Source organism: Zophobihabitans entericus, from assembly GCF_011745665.1.
Lineage (GTDB): Bacteria > Pseudomonadota > Gammaproteobacteria > Enterobacterales > Orbaceae > Zophobihabitans > Zophobihabitans entericus.
Map to the genome: position 1 here is coordinate 2504955 of NZ_CP050253.1, position 23532 is coordinate 2528486.

The 23532-nt window shown below is 39.6% G+C and carries 21 protein-coding genes; 8 read left to right on the plus strand and 13 right to left on the minus strand.

What is annotated here, in order from left to right:
• Nucleotides 1-51 precede the first annotated feature (51 nt).
• Together nadR and IPMB12_RS11335 are read right to left on the minus strand one after the other, a co-directional pair.
• Nucleotides 52-993: a multifunctional transcriptional regulator/nicotinamide-nucleotide adenylyltransferase/ribosylnicotinamide kinase NadR gene (gene nadR / locus IPMB12_RS11330; RefSeq protein WP_166917525.1), complete on the minus strand. Its 942-nt coding sequence runs from the start codon at nucleotides 991-993 to the stop codon at nucleotides 52-54.
• 146 nt (nucleotides 994-1139) lie between these two features.
• Entirely contained in the window at nucleotides 1140-2465 is a 1326-nt protein-coding gene (locus IPMB12_RS11335; RefSeq protein WP_166917526.1) for a tRNA/rRNA methyltransferase, read from the minus strand.
• 132 nt (nucleotides 2466-2597) lie between these two features.
• Here IPMB12_RS11335 and IPMB12_RS11340 point away from each other — a divergent pair, with 132 nt between their 5' ends.
• On the plus strand, nucleotides 2598-3074 hold the full coding sequence (locus tag IPMB12_RS11340) for a YhcH/YjgK/YiaL family protein (protein ID WP_166917527.1): 477 nt from the start codon (nucleotides 2598-2600) through the stop codon (nucleotides 3072-3074).
• A 70-nt stretch (nucleotides 3075-3144) separates the two neighbouring features.
• On the opposite strand, the gene nusB is transcribed toward IPMB12_RS11340, so the two are convergent.
• The 6 genes from nusB to IPMB12_RS11370 all read right to left on the minus strand — a co-directional run bounded on the left by nusB (nucleotide 3145) and on the right by IPMB12_RS11370 (nucleotide 7639).
• Nucleotides 3145-3561, minus strand: a complete 417-nt coding sequence (gene nusB / locus IPMB12_RS11345) for a transcription antitermination factor NusB (protein WP_166917528.1) — start codon at nucleotides 3559-3561, stop codon at nucleotides 3145-3147.
• 3 nt (nucleotides 3562-3564) lie between these two features.
• Nucleotides 3565-4035, minus strand: coding sequence for a 6,7-dimethyl-8-ribityllumazine synthase (gene ribH / locus IPMB12_RS11350; protein WP_166917529.1), 471 nt, complete (start codon nucleotides 4033-4035; stop codon nucleotides 3565-3567).
• A 139-nt stretch (nucleotides 4036-4174) separates the two neighbouring features.
• Complete coding sequence (locus tag IPMB12_RS11355; RefSeq protein ID WP_166917530.1) at nucleotides 4175-5095, minus strand: TPM domain-containing protein; 921 nt, start codon at nucleotides 5093-5095, stop codon at nucleotides 4175-4177.
• Nucleotides 5095-5697 carry a LemA family protein gene (locus tag IPMB12_RS11360; protein WP_166917531.1) on the minus strand — a complete coding sequence of 201 codons (603 nt, stop codon included), beginning with the start codon at nucleotides 5695-5697 and terminating at the stop codon, nucleotides 5095-5097. Before IPMB12_RS11360 ends, IPMB12_RS11355 begins: the two co-directional genes overlap by 1 nt.
• A 269-nt stretch (nucleotides 5698-5966) precedes the next feature.
• Nucleotides 5967-7322 (minus strand): PFL family protein, encoded by a 1356-nt coding sequence (locus IPMB12_RS11365; RefSeq protein ID WP_166917532.1) that lies wholly within the window; start codon nucleotides 7320-7322, stop codon nucleotides 5967-5969.
• Nucleotides 7323-7369: 47 nt separating this feature from the next.
• A complete protein-coding gene (locus IPMB12_RS11370) occupies nucleotides 7370-7639 on the minus strand; it encodes an ACT domain-containing protein (RefSeq protein WP_166917533.1) in 270 nt (89 codons plus the stop codon).
• A 156-nt stretch (nucleotides 7640-7795) separates the two neighbouring features.
• Here IPMB12_RS11370 and IPMB12_RS11375 point away from each other — a divergent pair, with 156 nt between their 5' ends.
• A complete protein-coding gene (locus tag IPMB12_RS11375; RefSeq protein ID WP_166917534.1) occupies nucleotides 7796-9013 on the plus strand; it encodes a pyridoxal phosphate-dependent aminotransferase in 1218 nt (405 codons plus the stop codon).
• 637 nt (nucleotides 9014-9650) lie between these two features.
• Here IPMB12_RS11375 and IPMB12_RS11380 read toward each other — a convergent pair.
• Entirely contained in the window at nucleotides 9651-10454 is an 804-nt protein-coding gene (locus tag IPMB12_RS11380; protein ID WP_166917535.1) for a hypothetical protein, read from the minus strand.
• 289 nt (nucleotides 10455-10743) lie between these two features.
• Between IPMB12_RS11380 and nrdA the strand changes: the two genes are divergently transcribed.
• The 4 genes from nrdA to IPMB12_RS11400 all read left to right on the plus strand — a co-directional run bounded on the left by nrdA (nucleotide 10744) and on the right by IPMB12_RS11400 (nucleotide 18174).
• Nucleotides 10744-13026, plus strand: coding sequence for a class 1a ribonucleoside-diphosphate reductase subunit alpha (nrdA, locus tag IPMB12_RS11385; RefSeq protein ID WP_166917536.1), 2283 nt, complete (start codon nucleotides 10744-10746; stop codon nucleotides 13024-13026).
• Nucleotides 13027-13162: 136 nt separating this feature from the next.
• Nucleotides 13163-14293, plus strand: a complete 1131-nt coding sequence (gene nrdB / locus IPMB12_RS11390) for a class Ia ribonucleoside-diphosphate reductase subunit beta (RefSeq protein WP_166917537.1) — start codon at nucleotides 13163-13165, stop codon at nucleotides 14291-14293.
• A gap of 294 nt (nucleotides 14294-14587) precedes the next feature.
• Nucleotides 14588-17236: a bifunctional uridylyltransferase/uridylyl-removing protein GlnD gene (gene glnD / locus IPMB12_RS11395; protein ID WP_166917538.1), complete on the plus strand. Its 2649-nt coding sequence runs from the start codon at nucleotides 14588-14590 to the stop codon at nucleotides 17234-17236.
• Nucleotides 17237-17256: 20 nt separating this feature from the next.
• Nucleotides 17257-18174 carry an AEC family transporter gene (locus IPMB12_RS11400; RefSeq protein ID WP_166917539.1) on the plus strand — a complete coding sequence of 306 codons (918 nt, stop codon included), beginning with the start codon at nucleotides 17257-17259 and terminating at the stop codon, nucleotides 18172-18174.
• Between the two features lie 174 nt (nucleotides 18175-18348).
• Here the strand turns inward: IPMB12_RS11400 and IPMB12_RS11405 are convergent, their stop codons facing one another.
• Entirely contained in the window at nucleotides 18349-19188 is an 840-nt protein-coding gene (locus IPMB12_RS11405) for an aldo/keto reductase (RefSeq protein WP_166917540.1), read from the minus strand.
• Between the two features lie 292 nt (nucleotides 19189-19480).
• Between IPMB12_RS11405 and gstA the strand changes: the two genes are divergently transcribed.
• A complete protein-coding gene (gene gstA, locus IPMB12_RS11410) occupies nucleotides 19481-20083 on the plus strand; it encodes a glutathione transferase GstA (RefSeq protein ID WP_166917541.1) in 603 nt (200 codons plus the stop codon).
• Nucleotides 20084-20269: 186 nt separating this feature from the next.
• Complete coding sequence (gene yddG / locus IPMB12_RS11415; protein ID WP_166917542.1) at nucleotides 20270-21178, plus strand: aromatic amino acid DMT transporter YddG; 909 nt, start codon at nucleotides 20270-20272, stop codon at nucleotides 21176-21178.
• A gap of 83 nt (nucleotides 21179-21261) precedes the next feature.
• Here yddG and IPMB12_RS11420 read toward each other — a convergent pair whose 3' ends face one another.
• Genes IPMB12_RS11420 through rbfA form a run of 3 tightly spaced genes read right to left on the minus strand, consistent with a single transcriptional unit; the run spans nucleotide 21262 to nucleotide 23503 of the window.
• Nucleotides 21262-22173 (minus strand): EamA family transporter, encoded by a 912-nt coding sequence (locus tag IPMB12_RS11420; RefSeq protein ID WP_166917543.1) that lies wholly within the window; start codon nucleotides 22171-22173, stop codon nucleotides 21262-21264.
• A 2-nt stretch (nucleotides 22174-22175) separates the two neighbouring features.
• Nucleotides 22176-23114: a tRNA pseudouridine(55) synthase TruB gene (gene truB, locus IPMB12_RS11425; protein WP_166917544.1), complete on the minus strand. Its 939-nt coding sequence runs from the start codon at nucleotides 23112-23114 to the stop codon at nucleotides 22176-22178.
• 8 nt (nucleotides 23115-23122) lie between these two features.
• Nucleotides 23123-23503 carry a 30S ribosome-binding factor RbfA gene (gene rbfA, locus IPMB12_RS11430; protein ID WP_166917545.1) on the minus strand — a complete coding sequence of 127 codons (381 nt, stop codon included), beginning with the start codon at nucleotides 23501-23503 and terminating at the stop codon, nucleotides 23123-23125.
• Between the last annotated feature and the right edge of the window lie 29 nt (nucleotides 23504-23532).

A 23532-nucleotide genomic window follows, 5' to 3' on the forward strand; every position in this document is an offset into this window, starting at 1 on the left:
TAACATAGCTCAGTAATTTTATTTAGTAAAATATATTACTTATTGATAATACTAAGATAAATGAGATTTAACTTGTTCCAAAATAGTGTCGAAATATGCAGATCGAGAACTCATCTTTTTATCCACAGTAAGGTCAATCGTAAGATCAAAAGAGAGGTGAGAAATAAGCCCATCAATGAGGGGGTTTTTATGGCCAAATACAGTTTTAAAATAAGATTGTAGTGTGACAAAATCTAAATCGGTAAATATATAGCGATTTGCCCGGTAAGCTGACTCTTCAAGGCGCTGTGCATGAAGCAGAGCAATATTGATATAGTCATCTTCTTGCAGCACATGTTCCTTATGATTTAACTCGCGCTGAATATAGTTGATATACCCATTTGAGATATATTCAGTATTATAAAAGTTAGCAAACTGCTGTGCTAAGTTACCTGATTCTTTATTGCCAATAATACAAATTCGCTTCACAAAAAAAGGTCGTGCCGCCTTCGCAATAAACCCCCAATTATCATAGGGATTCATGCGGATTTTAGTCGCACTAATATTCATAAATGAACGGTCTTCATCAACCAGTTTGACCGGACATCCATAATATAGAGCATGTCGTTCAGCATCCTGTGGTTCACTGGTAAAAATCACTGTTGGTGTAACGTTCTTCTGCTTTAAAATAGATTTAACGCGATCACTCCAGTCCTTCCAGCCATTAGGATAGTACGCGATACCAGCTTCATCCAGCACATGGATTTGAATATTAGGGCGGTTTTTAAAAGTCTCTTGTAGCCATAAGAATCGGTCTTTCACCATTGGCTGTTTAGGCAGGTTACTTTCCTGAAAAAGTTTTAGATCGCGTTCGGCCTCACACCCTAAAATAACATGCAGTTCATCAACCTGGCTTGCCGCCTTTTCAATCATAAAAATATGACCGCTGTGCAGCGGATAAAATTTACCAAAAGCCAGACCAACTGAATACGATTTGTGATGTGTGGATTTCATAATTAAGCGAGTTAAAAATAAAGTGATAGTACCTTAACTAATTTAAATTATTTTTCTAAACAATTGATGCTTTTTGAATGGTAATCTAATCATATGAGCACTTTATCACCATATTAAAATAATATAGTGATAAGCCTCTGTAATATTTAAGATTTAGCTTGTTGCTGCCACTGTGCCAGTAATATACCTGTAGCCACAGAAATATTTAACGACGGCATAGCCTGATTACCAGCCAGATAGACCACATTATCCACTTGTTTCAGCAGTATCGTATTCACTTGTTGGAATAACACAAATACCGTTTTAGGTGCAAGTTTTACTGTTTGTAACACTTCTGACTCAATCGCTTTCATTTTACAAGGTAACAGTGCCGTAATCTGATATCCTTGTTGTTTAAACTGTGTAAGGGTTACAGCCAGATCATCAGCTCTAATTGGTGTTACATATTCAGCACCACCCTCAGCAACCCGAAGAGCTGAACCAGAATCAAACACCTGAGTTTGGCGTAAAATCACACCATTTACATTAAAGAAAGTTGCTGAACGGATCAAGCCACCTAAATTATGTGGATTATTTATATCATCAACAGCCAGCACACAATCCACTTTTGCGGATTTAACTTGTTTAAAATAGTCAGTCGCTAGCACAACCTGACGCTTTTTCACAATAAAGCAAACGCCACCATGATGAGGAGTACCGGCAATCTTAGCCATTTCATCATCAGAAATAACATCATAGCCTTTACGTTGCTCTGCCAGCCACATCACTAAATCTCTAAACTTAGTGGTCATTTCCTGAACCAGAAAGACTTTTAAAATATCATCAGGGCGTTTTTTAAAAATTGCTTTACAGCTATTCTCGCTATAAACAGTGGTCTCTTCTCTTTTTTGCTGACGACGCCACTCATCTTCTAAAGACTCTGTATCATCAGTCTCAAAAGTTGGTAGCTGTGGTTGTTTACGTACACGGCTTTTCCATGGTGAGTCACTTTGCTCATCGCTATGCTTATCATTACTATACTTTTCACTTTTCTGATACTTACGTTCTTCTCGCGGTGCTGAAGGCTGAAAAGTTTCGATACGGCTGCTACGCTCACCAATATTTTTTTCTTTATTCTGACGATCCTGATAAGGTCTGTCTTTATTTGATCTATCACTATATGGTCTATCTTTACCAGAACGTTCACCATAAGGTTTATCTTTATATGGTTTATCATCTGAAGCGCGAGCAGCATAAGCCCTGTCTTTTGATGGGCGATCTTTATAATTTCTGCTTTTAGATGAATCATCATTAAATGATTTGTCTTTTGAGCCTCTGTCCTTAAATAGTTTCTCCTGATAAGGTTTATCACTTTTAGAATTAGATGGCTTACGACGGCGATCTGAATGTTTTTTACCAGAGGTATCTTCACTTTTCTTCTGGGTATAAAAAACAGTGGGTTTACTTTTTTCAGTTTTTTCGTTATCGCTCATAATTTTCTCACTAATCGCTGAAATTGCGTTTATCAGACATAAACATTTAATGCACATTGCATTTAATCCGGCTATGATACAACGAACCCTATCTCATAGCCAGAAATAGCAATAAATAATCCCGGAGAGAATATGTTAACAGGTAATATCCATCACTTAGATTTAGTTCCTTATTTACCAAAACAATTACGTCAGGCCATTGAGTATTTAAAAAATAACATTAACGATAATACCCCGCCGGGAACATACGAGATAGACGGTAAAAATATCTTTGTTATGGTATCTGAAACACAAACCCGATTACAGTCAGAAGCAGAACCTGAATATCATCAAAAATATCTGGATATTCAGGTTATTTTAAATGGGCCGGAAGGTATGGCATTTAGTAATCTGCCGCCTCATACAGAAGTTACCATTAATGATTTAGCAGAAAAAGATATCGCATTTGTCAAAACACCCGCTGATGAGAAGCTATTTGAAATGCAATCAGGTGATTTTATCATTTTCTATCCGGGAGAAGTGCACAAACCTCTTTGTGCTATCAATAATAAAATCACCCCCGTCAGAAAGGCGGTAATTAAAGTTTTAGTTTCATCACTAACAAAGTAATCTTGCTTGTAGAAAAGACAAAAAATAAGGACGAATAATCGTCCTTATTTTAAATCTATGATTGATATTACTAACGAGTACGAATTGTCGGCGCAATCTTATCCAGCACACCATTAACAAATTTATGGCTATCTTCTGCACCAAATGTTTTAGTTAATTCAATCGCTTCGTTGATAACCACTTTGTAAGGAACGTCTTCTCGTTTAGTCAGTTCATACAATGCTAAACGTAAAATCGCACGTTCTACCTGACCAAGTTCTTCTACAGAACGATCTGTCAGGTAAGGCTTCATTGCTTCATCAAATTCGCCATAGTGACGAACCACACCCTGAAGTAATTCACGAAAATATTTAGTATCCACGCCTTTCATGTCTTGCTCAGCCATAAAACTGACCTCAACATCAGTGATACTATTTTGAGATAATTGCCATGAATAAATTGCCTGAACCGCACATTCACGAGCTCGATGACGAGCGTTTGGTTTCACAACTTACTCCTTTACAGCTTTGAGGACATTTAGCATCTCAAGCGTAGTTAATGCAGCTTCCGCACCTTTGTTACCTGCTTTAGTGCCTGCACGCTCAATTGCTTGCTCAATACTTTCTGTGGTTAAAATACCAAAACCAACAGGAATGCTGTATTCAAGAGAAGCTGCAAGTAAACCTGAACTTGACTCACCTGCAACAAAATCAAAATGTGCCGTACTACCACGAATAACAGTACCTAATGCCACAATAGCATCATATTTTTTACTTTGAGCCACAGCCTTAGCTGTTAATGGAATCTCGTAAGCACCTGGTACCCAGATTACTGTAATATTATCATCTTTAACCTGACCAATGCGTTTAAGTGCGTCCACCGCACCATCAACTAAACTATCATTAATAAAATGGTTAAATCTTGCGACAATAATTGCTACACGAGCTTTTGGTGCAGTCACTGAAGCTTCAATAGTTTTCATGAGAATTCCTTTAAACTGATAAAAACGAGATAATTGGCGCTAATTCTAGCATACAAAATGCGACTTCGGCTATGCGCTTTTAGTGAATCTTTACTTAGATGATTTACACGTTAATGAATAAAGATAATATATTGTTCAGCTACCAGCGGCCTGAGGCTCCGCCGCCACCGCTGCGACCACCACCGCCACTGAAACCACCACGACCTCCACCAAATCCACCGGATGAACGGCCACCGCCTCTAAATGAACCACCAGAACCACCGCCACGGTTAGCACTCATGACTCCACTGAGTATGGTACTTACCACAAAACCGGCAAAGATCGCTTTAATGATGACATCTCCGGGGAATCCGTGATAACCCACAAAACCGCCAGTTGCTAAACCATTAATAGCTCCCGCGACCAAGCTTTGTCTACCTTTAGATTTTTTAACAAATGACCATGGTAAAGCGCGTGAAATAAGTTGAGAGGCAAACAAAGAGATAAAAAAGAACACCACGATATTTTTTTCAACTAACTCATCAATATTCTGAGCATTACTTTTAGCTGAATTAGTCAGTCCTGTCGGTTCATTAAGTACAAGAGCCATAATTGACTCCATAGCATCACTAATCCCGGTGAAATAATCATCATTTTTAAATGCTGGCACCATCTGACGGTTAATAATACGGCTAGCTTGTAAATCAGGAATAACACCTTCAAATCCATAGCCGACTTCAATCCGCATTTGCCGGTCATCTTTAGCTACCAGTATTAAAATACCATTATCCTGACCTTTCTGACCCAGTTGCCACTTATCAAATACGGCTAAGGCAGCTTGTTCAATTGCAGTGCCGTCCAGTGTTGGAACCATTAATACAGCGATTTGTGCACCGCTATCTTGTTGCTGTTCAAATTCAATCAGTTTCTGCTCCAGCTGATCCACCTGTGCAGCACTAAGTGTCTGAGTTAAATCAGTGACTCTTTGTGTTAACTGAGGAACCTGAAATTCAGCCCATGCTGACGCACTAAGCATCAGCATTAAAACCGGAAACAGAAACTTTCTAAAAGCAGATAGCATTAGTCAAAGCTCACTTGCGGAGCCTGAGAAATCTCTTTCTCATTTTCTACAGTGAATTGTGCTTTTGGCTGACTACCAATAAAGCTGGCCAGTAACATGCCTGGTAGACGACGAATATAAGAGTTATATTCCTGAATTGACTCAATATAACGTCCACGCGCCACAGCAATACGGTTTTCCGTTCCTTCAAGCTGAGTCATTAAATTACTATATAATTCACTGGCTTTAAGTTCCGGGTAGTTTTCACTGACTGCGATTAAACGACTAAGAGCAGAACTCAACTCCTGTTGTGCTTGTTGGAAGCGTTTTACTGCCGCCTCATCAGTTAATTGATCAACAGTTAATTGTACTGAACCCACTTTAGCTCTGGCATTCGTTAGCTCCACCAGAACTTCTCTCTCATGAGTAGTATATCCTTTGACAGTATTGACTAAGTTCGGGATAAGATCGGCACGGCGCTGATACTGATTCACCACCTCAGACCAGGCTGCCGCTACTTTTTCATCATTACCAGCAATGCGGTTATAGGCATTAATCAGAGTGAAAGCACCAACAACCAAAATGACGAGAAGAATATAAATCGGTTTAATTCCATTTTTCATGTTATGTCTCTAAAAATAGTTAAGAAGATTGAGTAAACTAAATATATCTCACACCTACCAAAGACGCTGTCCACTAGAATCTCTGATTAGATAAACGATTGTTCACATAATAATGCAATTAAATACTAACAACAATGAGATTTCTGTAATAGCTATTTCATGTTGTTAATCATTAGGATTTAAAACAAAGATGAGAGAAAGTATTTGCCACAAAAAATAAAAGCCGAATAACTTCGGCTTTTATTGTATCTATTACCCACTGAACTAAATTAGTTCTTAAATGAGTGAATTGGTGCAGGAATATGTCCGCCACGGTGAATAAACTCAGCAGAACTAAATGGATTAACCGGCATCACCGGAGCATGGCCAAGTAAACCACCAAACTCAACATTATCACCCACTTTAGTACCAACCGCAGGAATAATGCGAACAGCCGTTGTTTTATGGTTAATCACACCAATTGCTGCTTCATCAGCAATAATTGCCGATAGTGTTTCAGCCGAAGTATCACCAGGTACTGCAATCATATCTAAACCAACAGAACAAACACAGGTCATTGCTTCCAGTTTTTCCAGATTTAGTGAGCCTTTATTTACTGCATCAATCATACCAGCATCTTCAGAGACCGGAATAAATGCACCACTAAGTCCACCAACATGACCACACGCCATGACACCGCCTTTTTTCACAGCGTCATTAAGCATTGCCAGCGCAGCAGTTGTACCGTGTGTACCAACAACTTCCAGTCCCATTTCTTCAAGAATATGTGCAACAGAGTCACCAATTGCTGGAGTCGGCGCCAGTGACAAATCAACAATACCAAATTTAACACCTAAACGTGCCGATGCTTCCTGACCCACTAACTGCCCCATACGGGTAATTTTAAATGCAGTCTTTTTGATGGTTTCAGCCAGAACATCAAATGATTGTCCTTTGACTTTTTCCAGTGCACGCTTAACCACGCCCGGACCACTCACACCAACGTTAATAACACAATCCGCCTCACCTACGCCATGGAAAGCACCCGCCATAAATGGATTATCTTCAACCGCATTAGCAAACACTACTAGTTTTGCACAGCCTAAACTTTGATTATCTTTAGTCAGTTCAGCGGCTTCTTTAATCACTTGCCCCATACGCTTAACAGCATCCATATTGATACCAGCCTGAGTTGAGCCCACATTTACTGATGAGCATACACGTTCAGTTTGGGCTAAAGCACGGGCAATAGAGTCAATTAAAATCTTATCACCTTTGTGATAACCTTTTTGCACTAAAGCAGAGAAACCACCAATAAAATTAACCCCAACAGCTTTAGCTGCAGCATCAAGGGTTTTAGCGTATTCAACATAATCTTTATCATCACTGGCACCTGCGATCAGCGCAATAGGTGTCACAGAGATACGTTTATTGATGATAGGAATACCAAACTCAGAGGTGATATCCTCACCCACTTTCACTAAATCTTTAGCTAAACGAGTAATTTTGTCATAAATTTTTTGACGAGCCTTAGCGCCATCACTATCAATACAATCTAATAAAGAGATACCCATTGTAATCGTTCGAATATCGAGTTTCTCTTCTTCGATCATTTTGATTGTTTCAAGAATCTGTTTTGTTTCCATGAGTTCTTTTGACCTTTGCTGTACTTAATTTAAAAGAATAAGATGAATTAAAGACGATGCATCGCATCAAAAATCTCTTCACGTTGCACATTAACTTTAACTTGTAACTTCTCACCAACCCCGTTTAATACGCCTTTTGCTTCATCAAAAGATGTATTAACCTTTGACAGGTCCAACAGCATAATCATAGTGAAGTATTCATCCATGATAGTTTGAGTCACATCAAGGATGTTGATATTTAATTCGAATAGCTTTTGACTAATACCTGCAACAATACCTGGTTTATCTTTACCAATAACAGTTAGAATGGTTTTCATGCCTAGCTCCGCGGTGTTAAAAAAATATTTTGAATGAACAATAATAACATCTTCAAAAATTATCGAAATAGGAGTAGATTAGTTTATTCGATAATTGTTTATCCGAACAACAAGGATTCGAAAATAATAAAGTAGCCAAAATAAAAGGGAAACACTATGACCACCAATTTTGAAAAATCACATAAATTAGAGAACGTTTGCTATGATATTCGAGGACCAATCCTTGATCATGCCAGACGTTTAGAAGATGAAGGTCAAAAAATTCTAAAACTAAATATTGGGAATCCCGCCCCATTTGGCTTCGAAGCCCCAGACGAAATTCTGGTTGATATCATTCGTAATTTACCGACTTCACAAGGTTATTGTGATTCTAAAGGTCTTTACTCTGCGCGTAAAGCAATTATGCAATATTATCAGTCACTAAACATCAAAACTATCGGCGTAGAAGATATCTATGTGGGTAATGGCGTCTCTGAGCTTATCGTTCAGTCTATGCAGGCACTGGTCAATGATGGTGACGAGATCTTAATTCCAATGCCAGATTATCCGCTCTGGACAGCAGCTGTAACACTGTCTGGCGGTAAAGCTGTGCACTATATCTGTGATGAAGAAGCAGATTGGTTCCCGGATATCAATGATATTCGTAGTAAAATTACGTCAAGAACCAAAGGGATTGTGATCATCAATCCAAACAATCCAACAGGCGCTGTTTATAGTAAAGATCTGCTGTTACAAATTGTTGAAGTGGCCCGTGAACATAATCTGATTATCTTCTCTGACGAGATCTACGACAAAATTCTTTATGATGGGGCTGTTCATCACCCAATTGCAGCACTGGCTGAAGATCTGTTTATGGTCACATTTGGTGGTTTATCAAAAACTTACCGTGTCGCTGGGTTCCGTCAAGGCTGGATGGCGTTAAGTGGTCCTAAAAAACATGTTAAAGGTTATATTGAAGGTCTGAATATGCTCGCGTCTATGCGCCTTTGCGCTAACGTACCGATGCAGCATGGTATTCAAACTGCACTAGGCGGTTATCAAAGTATCAATGAGTTTATCGTGCCTGGTGGTCGTTTATATGATCAGTGCCACTTAGCATGGAAACTGCTTAATGATATTCCGGGCGTGTCTTGCGTGAAACCTAAAGGTGCTTTATATCTATTCCCTAAACTGGATATGAAGAAATTCAATCTGCACAATGACCAAAAGCTAGTACTTGATTTCCTGTTACAACAAAAAGTGTTACTGGTACAAGGTTCAGGCTTTAACTGGCACCAGCCAGATCACGTTCGTATCGTTGCTCTGCCGTATTCAGGTGAACTGGAAGTTGCGATTAAACGTTTTGGGCAATTCCTGTCGGATTATCGTCAATAGTATTTATATCTGTGTTGGAGCGGCATGCGCCGCCGCTCTGATGCAATGTTTTGTTTTTGTTGTTGCTAGTTTCGTGGGTTTAACGACCTACCGCACTATACACCTCACCCAACATTCTTATTAAAATATCTTCATTAGCCGCGATCTTGTAAGATTTATCATCCCAACAAATACATTAGAATTGTGTTGAGCGGCCAGCGCCACTCTGACGCAATGGTTTGTTTTGCTGTTGCAAGTTTCGTGAGGTTTGACGGCCTACCGCACCCCATAGGCACCCGTTCGACAGGCTCACTAAGACCTATGAGGTACGCTCTCCGTCAATCATAGCACCACTGAAACTGCCTGATACTGATTAAATTCCTCTTCTTTATTTTTCATATATTCAATCAAATATATAAACTTATAAATCAATAAAATCATTTTGTGTGATTTTATTATATTTTTATATTCATATTAAAAAACCAAAATATAATCTTTTATCAGTGAATGTTATTGGATACCTACTGAGCTTAGTGGTGCTATGGAGTAAGCGTTACATGGCTTGCATGTTCAGCGCATCGGAATAGTACCGGTAAGCTCACACAGGCTAATTTTTTCACCGTACCAAGATCTTAAAAGCGCGACTCCGTCGCGCAACTCAAACACTTAACTCTTTTAAAATCGCCGCAACCAACATATCACTCGCAGATAAGCCTTCTGAAGTCTGATAATTAAATAACTCCCCCGCGCTTCGATGTGAAATATCCGTATTTTCATTAAGCTGCCACTTCACCTGCGGATAAGATTGCTCAATCAGCCACTGCCCACCAGCCCACGCCACCCAATCTTCAAAAGATTGCGATAACTGCTTTTTAGCTACCTGTATATAAAAACCACGAACATTGAGCCAATGCTCTGCTACCGGATCGGGTGTCTGGCGATAAATCTGTGCCATTTTTATGAAATTACCTCTTAACGCAGGCAGCGTTTCATGATTACCTGTGCCAACCGGATCAAGTGTCACTAAATAATCGGTAGTAATGTCATAAGAAGCAAAAATATGGGAAAGATGTGCGCTATTCCAGCCACCTAAACTATGCCCCACAATATAAACATGAGTATTTTTACCAATCCGCTCGATAAGCTGCTGAAATTTAGGATTACTGATAACATCAATCTTATCCAGATTAAAATCAATATCTTTGATTTCATCATAAAATATCTCGGTATAACTTAAATACTCATAGCGATATTGTTGATGCAGCACTTGCTGACTAATGCCTTGCTGAGCAGCTTGCTCTGTGAGTTTTTGATTAAAACTCTCTGCCACTTCTCTCATCGTGTAATGCGGCCATACATCGGTAAAAGGGACTTTAATATCTCCCCATAAGAAAGACTCTTTGTCGGCAGCACCGCCCACAAATAATACATAACAATGAGGTTTTGTTTTATTTATCATCATTTACTTACCGTCAGTTGCGTATTGAATATTAAGCAAGTCAGTTTATTTAAGTTATGTACTACAAATACTTAGCCACTAATTTCACTTATTTTTCCTAAAAATTTATGACAAAAATCAAAAAAACTGATGAAATTTTTTATTATATATGGGAGAATCGTCTCACTTCAAAAACACTATATATAGTCTCTATATAATCAATAGGAACTATATATTGTATTTATCAGAAAAATGTCATTACTATATCGCTCTATAATTATTGATATTATGAATACAAAAAGGATTATTCTCAATGAACAAATCAATGCTTGTCACAAAACGGGATGGACACAAAGAGCCAATCGATTTAGATAAAATTCACCGTGTAATCACCTGGGCAGCTGAAGGCCTGCACAACGTCTCCGTTTCACAAGTTGAATTGCGTTCACATATCCAGTTTTATGATGGAATTAAAACAGAAGATATTCATGAGACGATCATTCGCGCTGCAGCTGATTTGATCTCTCAAGAGTCTCCTGACTATCAATATTTAGCGGCACGTCTGGCTATTTTCCATTTACGCAAAAAAGCCTATAACCAGTTTGAACCGCCAAAACTTTATGATCATGTTAAAAAATTAGTCTCTTTAGGCCGATATGACAAACACCTGTTAAGTGATTACTCACAATCTGAATTTGAACAGATGAATGAATTTATCGATCACTGGCGTGATATGAACTTCTCCTATGCTGCGGTTAAGCAACTTGAAGGTAAATATTTAGTTCAAAACCGTGTAACGGGTGAAATCTACGAAAGTGCACAGTTCTTATATATTCTGGTAGCTGCCTGCTTATTTGCCAACTATCCAAAAGAGACTCGTCTTGACTACGTCAAACGTTTTTATGATGCGATTTCTACTTTCAAGATTTCTCTGCCAACACCAATCATGGCTGGTGTGCGTACACCAACTCGCCAGTTCAGCTCCTGTGTACTTATTGAGTGTGACGATAGCCTTGATTCAATCAACGCTACGGCAAGTGCGGTAGTTAAATATGTTTCGCAGCGTGCTGGTATTGGTATCAATGCAGGTCGTATTCGTGCACTAGGTAGTCCAATTCGTGATGGTGAAGCATTCCATACCGGTTGTATTCCTTTTTATAAATACTTCCAGACAGCCGTTAAATCCTGTTCACAAGGTGGCGTACGTGGTGGTGCAGCAACTGTTTTCTATCCAATCTGGCATTTAGAAGTTGAAAGCTTACTCGTGCTACGTAATAACCGTGGTGTGGAAGAAAACCGTGTTCGTCACTTAGACTACGGTGTACAAATCAATAAACTGATGTACCAACGTTTAATTAAAAACGAAAATATCACGTTATTCAGCCCGTCAGATGTCCCGGGACTTTATGATGCATTCTTTGCTGATCAAAATGAATTTGAACGTTTATATCAACAATATGAACAAGATCCAGCGATTCGTAAACGTGAAGTCAAAGCGGTTGAGCTATTCTCACTAATGATGCAAGAACGTGCTTCAACAGGTCGTATCTATATTCAAAACGTTGACCACTGTAATACACACAGCCCGTTCAACCCACACGTTGCACCGGTCAGACAATCTAACCTATGTTTAGAGATTGCCCTGCCAACTAAACCATTAACTAACATTAATGATGAAACAGGTGAAATTGCCCTATGTACTTTATCTGCATTTAACTTAGGTTCAATTGAAAAACTGTCTGATCTAGAAGAGCTAGCAGATCTTGCAGTACGTGCGCTTGACTCACTGCTTGATTATCAGGATTACCCAATTCCGGCAGCGCGTAATTCATCAATGAATCGTCGTACACTGGGTATTGGTGTTATTAACTTTGCTTACTACTTAGCAAAACACGGCGTGAAATATTCAGACGGTAGCGCAAATAACTTAACGCATAAAACGTTTGAAGCTATTCAGTACTATTTATTAAAAGCGTCTAACTTACTGGCTAAAGAACAAGGTGCCTGCCCGCTGTTCAATGAAACAACGTATTCAGAAGGTATTTTACCAATTGATACTTATAAGAAAGATTTAGATACACTAACTCAAGAGCCATTACATCTTGATTGGGAGTCACTACGTCAATCAATCAAAACTTATGGTCTGCGTAACTCTACTCTTTCTGCGCTTATGCCATCAGAGACATCTTCACAAATCTCGAATGCAACAAATGGTATTGAGCCACCACGTGGTTATATCAGCGTTAAAGCATCAAAAGATGGTATTTTGCGTCAGGTTGTACCAGAATATGAGAAGTTAAAATATAATTATGAACTATTATGGCAAATGCCTGATAGTACGGGTTATTTACACTTAGTCGGTATCATGCAGAAGTTTATTGATCAGGCAATTTCAGCAAATACTAACTATGACCCAACAAAATTCCCGAACGATAAAGTTCCGATGAAAAAACTGTTGGCAGATCTATTAACAGCCTATAAATATGGCGTTAAAACATTGTATTATCACAATACTCGTGATGGTGCAGAAGATAGCCAAACAGATATCGCTGCGGTAGCAGATGATGGTTGTGAAGGCGGCGCGTGTAAGATCTAACCAGATAACAAGATCTAACTGTATAATTAATTAAATAAAATCAAAGGGTTAAACAATAGCATTAAAATTATAACTCTTTGATTTATTTACAGTTTTTATAATATCATTTTTAAATTCAGGCTGAATGGAGTCTAACATGGCTTATACCACTTTCTCTCAAACTCATAATGATCAGTTAAAAGAACCGATGTTCCTTGGACAACCGGTTAACGTCGCGCGTTATGACCAACAAAAATATGAAATGTTTGAAAAACTGATCGAGAAACAACTCTCTTTCTTCTGGCGTCCGGAAGAAGTTGATATTTCAAAAGATCGTATCGACTATCAGGCTTTACCTGAACATGAAAAGCATATTTTTATCAGTAATCTAAAATATCAAACCCTGCTTGATTCAATTCAGGGACGTAGTCCTAACGTAGCGCTGTTACCGCTGATCTCTATTCCGGAACTGGAAACATGGGTAGAAACCTGGTCATTCTCGGAAACGATTCATTCACGTTCGTATACACATATTATTCGTAATATTATGAACGATCCGTCGGTTGTTTTTGATGACATCGTCAACAACGAAGAGATCCTAAAACGTGCCAGCGATATTTCTGGTTATTATGATGATCTAATCACTTATACCAACTATTACAACTTATTTGGTGAAGGTACGCACACAATTAGCGGTAAAGTTATCACTGTTAATCGTAAGTTGCTGAAAAAGAAACTCTATCTTTGCCTGATGAGCGTTAATGCGCTGGAAGCGATCCGTTTTTATGTCAGCTTTGCTTGTTCTTTCGCTTTTGCTGAGCGTGAACTCATGGAAGGTAACGCTAAGATCATTAAGTTGATTGCTCGTGACGAAGCACTGCATTTAACCGGTACTCAGTTTATGATTAATACTTTGCGCTCAGGTGAAGATGATCCGGAAATGGCCATCATTGCTAAAGAGTGTGAGCAAGAAGCTTACGACTTATTTGTGCAAGCAGCAAATCAGGAAAAAGAGTGGGCAGATTACCTGTTCTCTGGTGGTTCTATGATTGGACTTAACCGCGATATTCTTTGCCAATACGTTGAATATATTACCAATATTCGTATGCAGGCGGTAGGGCTGGCACTACCATTTGAAACACGCTCAAACCCAATTCCATGGATTAATAACTGGTTAGTTTCTGATAACGTACAAGTTGCGCCACAAGAGTCAGAAATCAGTTCTTACCTGGTTGGACAAATTGATTCATCTGTCAATGAAGATGATTTAAGTGGATTTGAGCTGTAAAGCGTAAAAACTCAACAGAATGTGTTAAGCTTTTGAAAAGATGAAGCTGGCAAATTGAGGTGATTAAAAATAGTCGATATACTCCAAAGTGTCCTATTGTAGCGTTAAGTACTCCCTGTACCTACCGTTCTGTGGATTTCTTAATTTTTGTTTATTTTTATCCCTGAAATTCTTTTTGCTGGATTTTACCCCATAAAATCCAGCTTTTTTTTCTGACTATTCATGCTGTTGTCTTGACAGTGCAATCAAATAACGCAACGATATACATAAATCCATCTTCCTATATGGTCGCAAATGTCTGATTCATCAACTATGTTTACTTATACGCCATTACCAAGTCATTTTACTGATGAACAACTCACACTACCTATGCTAAAACAGCAATTAGATACATTTACTCAGTGGTCTGTTGAACAATTTAAGCATGAAATGCCGATCGAAACCTTGATTCTTGGGCGTAGCCAATATATTGATGAATTATTACAACGCTTGTGGCAACACTCTGGCATTACTCAACAAGCACCTAACAATCGTTTAGCGTTGATTGCTGTTGGAGGATATGGCCGACAGGAACTCCACCCTTTATCTGATATTGATTTATTAATCCTGAGCGATAAGCCGCTTAATCCCGAACAAGAACACAGCTTAAGTAAACTCATTAGTCTGCTGTGGGATCTGCGTCTTAATGTTGGTCACAGTGTACGTACTCTGTTAGCCTGTCAGGAAGAAGCGACTGCTGATTTAACTGTGATGACGAACTTAATCGAATCCCGTTTACTCAGTGGAGACAGTTCACTGCTTGATGAGCTGCACCAGATTATTTTTTCTGATGCCATCTGGCCATCACCGACATTCTTTCGCGCTAAAATTGAAGAACAAACCAAGCGTCATAAGCAATATCATAGTACCAGCTATAATCTTGAGCCAGATATTAAAAACAGCCCGGGTGGACTGCGTGATATACAAACCATTCAGTGGATTGCCATTCGACACTTTGGTGGTATCTCTCTGGAGGAGATCAAACCGTTTAATTACCTTACCGATGAAGAGATTGAAGAGTTTAAAAATTGCCGGGCATTTTTATGGAGAATGCGTTTTGCTCTACACTCGGTCATCACTCGTTATGATAATCGTCTATTGTTTGATCGTCAGTTAAGTATTGCTCACCTGCTTGGCTATCTGGGCGATGGTAACGAACCGGTCGAAAAAATGATGCATGATTACTACCGTGTCGTGCATAACATCACCGAACTGAACCAAATGTTATTACAACTATTTGATGAGTCTATTTTAGCCCTCAATCCTAATAATAAACCGTATGATATTGATGAGTATTTCCAGATTCGTGATGGCTTAATTGATATTAAAGATGAGCGGTTATTTCAACATAATCCGACCATGATTTTGCGTCTGTTTAATACTATGGTCAGACATCCTGAAGTCAAAGGTATTTACTCTAATACTATTCGTTGCCTGCGTTCAGCCCGCAGACAACTCACTGGTTTACTATGCGAACAAGCTGAGGCCAGACAGTGCTTTCTGGCAATTATTAAACATCCTCAGGCAATAAAAAAAGCCTTACTACCAATGCACGAGCTGGGGATTCTGGCGGTGTATATTCCGGGCTGGCAACACATTTGTGGTTTGATGCAGTTTGATCTGTTCCACGCTTATACTGTTGATGAACATACCATCCGCTTATTACAAGAGATTGATAGTTTTACCACTGATGATGGTAAAAAACGCCATCCAACCAGCTCTAAAGCCTTTTCAGAATTGCCAAAGCCTGAGCTGCTGATTATTGCAGCGCTGTTCCATGATATTGCTAAAGGTCGATCTGGTGATCACTCAGAACTTGGCGCAATTCAGGTCGCTGAGTTCTGTCAGCTACATAATCTGGACGAAAAGGACACCCATTTAGTCGTCTGGCTGGTTAAATATCATTTAGTTATGTCTGTTACTGCTCAGTCGCGGGACATTCAGGATCCGGCAGTTATGCGTGAGTTTACCCAGCTGGTTAAAAATAAAAACCGCCTTCAATATCTGCTATGTCTGACAGTAGCCGATGTTTGTGCCACCAATGAAACACTCTGGAACAGCTGGAAACAGAGCCTGATGCGTGAACTCTATCATCTGACGTTACACTATTTTGATTTAGGGATTAATCAGATTCCGGAGCAGCGTAGTATTGCCCGTCAACATAAGCGTGACGCTTTGGTCCTACTGGCTGAGCAAGGGATTAGTGAAGAGTCAGTGCAAAGAATCTGGCAATCATGCCGGTTTGATTACTTCCTGCGTTACACTGCGGATCAACTGGTCTGGCACGCTATTCACCTGTTAAAACATGACCTGTCACAAACTCTGGTGCTGATTAATTCAGAGTCCTGTCACGGTGGTACTGAAATTTTTATCTATTCCCCGGACAGGCCTTATCTGTTTGCTGCTGTCAGTAATGAGCTAGATGTCAGAAATCTCAATATCCATGAAGCACTCATTATTACCAATAAGGATGGATTTGCCTTAGATACATTTATTGTTCTTGAGCCAAGTGGTAGAATTGTCGACACAGAGCGCCATCTGTCAATTAAAGAAGGACTAGAGAAAGTTCTACGCCAGACTCACTTTAAGCGTAAGCGAATCAGACGGACGTCTTCTAAACTCAAGAGTTTTCAGGTACCAACACAAGTCACCTTTTTATCCACTGTTAAAGATAGAAAAACCTATATTGAACTGGTTGCGTTAGACAGACCGGGACTACTGGCCTGTATCGGTGAAGTATTTGCTAAATTAGAGCTCTCTTTACACAGTGCTAAAATTATTACCATCGGTGAGCAGGTAGAAGACTTATTTATTTTAACAGATAAGAATAATAATGCGCTGGATGATAAGCTATGTCTGGCACTCAGGGATGCCCTGATCAATGCAATTGATGAAATGGATTAAAACAATTTAAGCGAGAGTATATGCACTTTTTTCTGATATTATTTCCGATATTTTGTATTTTTATTGTGGGCTTTATCGGTCAAAAAACCTTACGTTTTGATATTTCTGCCTTATCCAAAATGGCATTATATGTCCTCTCGCCTTTTCTCTCGTTTAAAACATTCTATAGTCACGAACTCACTATCAGCTACCTCTACTATGTGTTCTATGTTCTGTTACTGTGTGTCATTTTAGCCAGCATTGTTACACTTTGGGCTTATCTGATGAAATATAACCTCAAAGAACGCTGTGCTTTAGTTCTGGCTTCATGCTTTATGAATAATGGTAACTACGGAACTCCAGTGATTTTGGTCTTTTTTGGCGCGATTGGCTTTGATGTTGCTGTTATCCTGATGGTGCTACAACAATTTATCATGAGCACCATTGGTGTTTACTTTGCTGCTAAAGGTAGTGAATACTCAATTAGCCAGAAAGAAGTATTTAAACGTGTCTTCCGTATGCCAATCGCTTACGGTGCTCTGCTTGGTATCATGTTCCAGCTACTGCATATCCCCCTTTCAGATCAGATTATGCTGGCAGTTTCCATGATCGGTGATTCCTCAATCCCGGTGATTATGTTAATTTTGGGTATGCAACTGGCCACTTTACATATCAGACAAGTTGAGATTGCCAAAGTCTCATTTGCCCTGCTTATCCGCATGGTGGTTTCACCACTGGTCGCTTTAGTGCTGGTCTATTTCATGCCAATTGATTATATGTCAAAACAGGTTTTGATTGTGCTGGCAGCTATGCCTTCAGCGGCTAATACCACTCTGCTTTCGGTACAGTTTAATACCAAGCCGGAGATGGTCTCGAGTGCCACATTTCTTAGCACTCTGATTAGTCTGATCACTCTTCCGATCGTTTTATGGCTGGTTGATCCACCGATTGTTTTCTAAATACTGGAAGCAAAAAGGGCTGAAATATCAGCCCTTTTAATGTATGACTTTTATCGGTTTCGCAGGCGCTACTTGTAAAATAAAAACACCTGCGATGAAGTCCCCAAAAATTGGGCACAAAAACCCAATTTTCGAGTGGTGGATTTCCACTTAAATAAGAGCGCTAATTATTAATTAGAACCCGCCTTTCTCATACACTGCATCAGGATTTGGTCCAGTACGGAAGCCTTCATTCAGACTAGCGATTTTCTTCATCTCATCCGCAGTTAATTCAAAATCAAAGATCTGGCTGTTTTCAGCAATACGGGATGGCGTCACGGATTTAGGAATCACGATATAACCATTTTGCACGTGCCAGCGCAGAGTAATTTGTGAAGCTGACTTGTTATATTTTACGGCGATCTCTTGCAGTAATTTCTCGTCATTAACTCGACCACGCGCTAGTGGGCTCCATGCTTCAATGGCAATCTGTTCTTTTCTCAGATAAGCCACCAGTTCATCCTGAGTGAGGTACGGATGAATCTCAATCTGGTTGATCATGGGTTTAACATTTGCTTTAGTTGCTAAACGTTCAAAATGCGAGATGTGGAAATTGCACACACCAATTGCACGTGCTCTTTTTTGCTCATAAATCGTTTCTATTGCACGCCAGGTATCAAGGAACGGCTCTTTAAGTGGCCAGTGCACCAGAAACAGATCAACATAATCCATCTGCAAATCTGTTAACGATTTATCAAATGCTTTAAGCGTCGAATCATAACCCTGATTATCATTAGCAATTTTAGTGGTAATAAAATATTCATTACGTTTTAAACCGCAATTTTTAAAGACTTTGCCCAGCATCTCTTCATTACCGTATAACTGCGCTGTATCAAACGCACGGTAACCCGATTTAATTGCAGCAGCAATGGCTGTTGTTGCTTCATTAAATTCTGTTACTTTGAATGTTCCAAAGCCAAGTTGTGGGATGGCAACACCATTACTCAATTTAACTGAATCTTTCATCGAAGACATGTTATAAACCTCAGATAGATAAAATGATATGAGTGAAAAGTAAGTTCTTACCAGTAAGTAAAAACTTAAAAAAGATCGTAAATTGTTAATAACAATAATATATATGTTCAATAATCACAAGCAATTAAACTCTCTAACTCAATATAATTATTCAATATTTGATCTATTTAACATTGTTAAAATTTATCTGATATCACTTTTGCTTCTTGGCGAGTTTACCTTGTTGAGTTAATCTATCTTAGTTATATACAACGAGTTTTATGGAACGTATTTAATTAATTTGGAGGTTGTCATGAAGTTATATTATTCCCCGGGTGCTTGTTCTCTTTCTCCTCATATCGTTTTATGTGAAGCAGGTCTGAAATTTGAGACTCAACAAGTAAATTTAAGAACTAAAGAGCTTGAAGGCGGTGGCAATTTCTTTGAAATTAATCCAAAAGGTCAGGTCCCTACTCTCCAGCTTGATTCCGGTAAAATTTTAACTGAGGGCGCTGCGATTGTTCAGTATATTGCTGATCTGGTTCCGGAGAAAAAACTACTGGCACCGGTTGGTGAATTTGAGCGTTATCAGGCTATTGCCTGGTTAAACTATGTAGGAACTGAAATTCATAAAAACTATGGTCCAATTTTCCGTGGTGATAGTAGCGAAGAAGCCAAACTGGCTGCTTGTGACGTACTGGCTAAAAAGTTTGAATATGTTGAAGAAGTACTCAGTAAACAAGACTATTTAGTCAATAACCAATTTACTGTCGCGGATGCATATCTGTTTACCACTCTGCGCTGGAGAAAATATATGCCACGCGTTGCAACCTATCCGGCAACTGAAAAGTATATGTCCAGAATGCAAGCCAGAGCATCAGTCACTAAAGCAATTGCAGAAGAAGAAGGTCGCTAGAATCAGACACTGATCTTAGTGATAAATGAATAATAAAAGTCAGATTTACCGCTGGCTTTTATTATTTATAACCCATTGATTAATAAGCAGTTTTTATTTATTATCTTTAAATAAATCAACAACATAAGTTGCCAGCCAAATGAGTTTTGTGTAGACTCCATTTCTCACTTCTTTTTAAGGTTTTCCATGAAAGCAAATACCGCCACCTTGTATGGTATACTGGCCATTGTCCTGTGGAGCAGTCTCATCGCGCTGATTCGTAGTGTTGCCAGCAATTTTGGTGCTATTACAGGCGCTGCTTCCATCTATTCTCTTGGTGCTATTTTACTGCTTGTTGTGGTAGGTTTGCCTAATCTGAAAAAGAGTTCTCCGACTTATCTAATCGTTTGTGGTCTGATGTTTGCTGTCTATGAGATCTGTTTAGCGCTCTCCATCGGATTTGCCCATAATCATACTCAGACGATCGAAGTGAGTATGCTTAACTATTTATGGCCGTGCCTAACGGTGATTTTTGCTATTTTTATGAACAATCAGCGTGCCAGCTTACTTATTATTCCGGGCTCACTACTGGCCCTTTTTGGCATAGCCTGGATTTTAAGTGGTAATAACTTTTCACTCATTAGCATATATAACAATTTAAAGACAAATCCATTGAGCTATGGGCTGGCTTTTTCTGGTGCTGTGATTTGGGCGTTATATTGCAACATTACCAAGCGTTTTTCTGATCAAAAAAATGGAGTAACGCTGTTTTTTGCCATTACCGCAGCTTGTTTATGGACGATGCACTTTATGAGTCATAAAACGATTCCGCAAGTGGGTGGTTTTGCTTATCTTGAGCTACTGATGGCAGCGGCAGCCATGGCGTGTGGTTATGCTCTTTGGAACGTAGGTATTACTAAAGGTAATATGACACTTCTGGCAACCGCTTCTTATTTTACACCGGTACTGTCATCAGCCTTTGCAACTTTTTGGCTGGGGAGCTCACTTAACTGGCAATTCTGGCAAGGTGCCGGACTAGTTATTTGCGGCTCACTGATTTGCTGGTGGTCAACGCGTCAGCCTGCGCAAATTAAGGAAGTTCATAAGAAATCTTAATATCTGATGAACTATACCTGATGAACCATGGCTGGATATGTGTAATCTCTTTTTACCCAGCCATCTTTTTAAATATAAATGAATTACTTGTTATTACTCACTTCTGCCAGTTCCTGATTATCCGTTTCTTTTAGAACTGGTGGTTTACGTCGATTTATCGAAAGTACAGTTCCAACAGATGAAATCACAATACAGACGATAGCAAACCATTGTATCGTACTCAGTCTTTCACTTAAAAAGATAAAACCTGACAAAGAAGCAAGCACTGGTGACAAACTCATCAGTGTGCTAAATGTCTGAGCCGGTAAACGTGGCATGACTATCATCTCAATTCCATACGGCAGCGCAGAAGCAAGAAAGGCCACTAAGAATGCCATTGGAATAATATCCGGTGAGAACATGACATCACCACTAGTCCAGACACCAAGAGGAAACACAAATAACATCGCAATCATCGTTCCAAGTGCCACGCTGGAAGAGCCATGCACAGAACCAGCCCAGCGGCCAAACACGATATAACTTGCCCAACCAGCACCGGCAATAAGTGCCAGTAAAATACCAATAGGATCTAAATCAGCACTGGCTTCATGTAGTGGCAGTAGCATCACTAAACCAAAAACAGCCAGCCCTAACCAGACAAAATCCCACAGGCGACGAGACATAAACATCGCGACAGAAATCGGACCAATTAACTCGATAGCAACAGTAACACCAAGAGGAATTCGCTGAATCGCGTAGTAGAAGGATAAATTCATACAGCCAAGCGCGATACCATAAATAACAATGGGTAACGCTGCTTGTTTGGTGATTTTCTTTTTCCACGGTTTAAACACTAAAGAGAGCATGATACAGGAAAAGACTAAACGCCACGCCGTCATACCTGCCGGACCAAGAACCGGGAATAGATATTTAGCTAAAGAGGCACTCCCCTGAACTGATGACATCGATACCAGTAATAACAGAATCGGCCAGATTGCCAGCGAAACTCTTTTCATGTTTATTCCTTATCCGAATGAATCTCATCCGGACAAATTAAGCGTTTTGGTGATAACAGGGAATGATGACGTAGTCCCATACCCAGAAATTGCTGCTGTCCGTTATAATCTGCGTAGATGCGTACCAGCTGTTCGCTTTTATCTTCACTATCAAGACGGATAGTACGTCCCAGTAAAATATCTTGTCCTTGCGCTTCATTTAAGTGTTCAATCGGGTAATCCTGTACCGGGCTATCCATTGGCATCAGCAGATGAGTTAAAAACTCAATATCATCTTGATGCTGCTGTAGAAACTCTAACGTAACCATACGTTCGATCGGGTATTTAGAAACCTGTAAACGGCGCAAATAAATAACATGTGCACCACAACCGAGCATCTCACCCAGATCATCGATAATCGTGCGGATATAAGTACCTTTAGAGCAGTGAATTTCCAGTTCTAACTCATCGCCTTCTAAACGAATAAACAAGAGTTCATACACGGTAATATCACGCGCTTCACGCTCAATCGTTATCCCCTGACGCGCATATTCATACAGCGGTCGCCCCTGATGTTTAAGGGCTGAAAACATGGTCGGAACTTGTTTAATTGGCCCACGGAACTTATCCAGCGCCAGCTCAAGTTCAGCCTGAGTAAAGGTAATGGCTCTGCGCTCAATAATCTGACCATCTGAATCTGACGTATCAGTACGTTCACCAAGTCTGGCGATCACCCGGTAGCGTTTATCAGAATCAAGCAGGTACTGAGAAAACTTGGTTGCTTCCCCAAAGCAGATAGGCAACATGCCTGTTGCCAACGGATCTAATGCACCAGTATGTCCGGCCTTTTTAGCCTGAAATAGTCGTTTTACTTTTTGCAATGCATCATTAGATGAAAGACCAGTTGGTTTATCTAATAATAAAACGCCGTGAATGTCACGGCCTTTTCTACGTCTTGCCATAGGGAAATTTAGTCTTCGTTATGGCGCTGTATATCTTTGCGTACCACATCTGAAACTAAGTTTGACATGCGCATCCCTTCTACTAAAGAATCGTCATAAACAAATGTTAGTTCAGGTACGATACGTAAGCTCATCGCTTTACCAATTAACGTACGGATAAATCCGGTCGCATCATTAAGAATTTTGATCGCCTGTGGGACATTGAAATTGTCATCAGTGGCAAGAAAGGTCACAAACACTTTGGCATAAGCCAGGTCGCGTGAAATATCTACACCAGAAACAGTCACAAACCCAAGACGAGGATCTTTCATCTCACGTTGTAGAATAATCGCAATTTCTTTCTGTAACTCTTGCGATACTCGTTGAGAACGGCTAAATGTTTTTGCCATAGGTTCCTTCCGATAGTCATATTGATAGC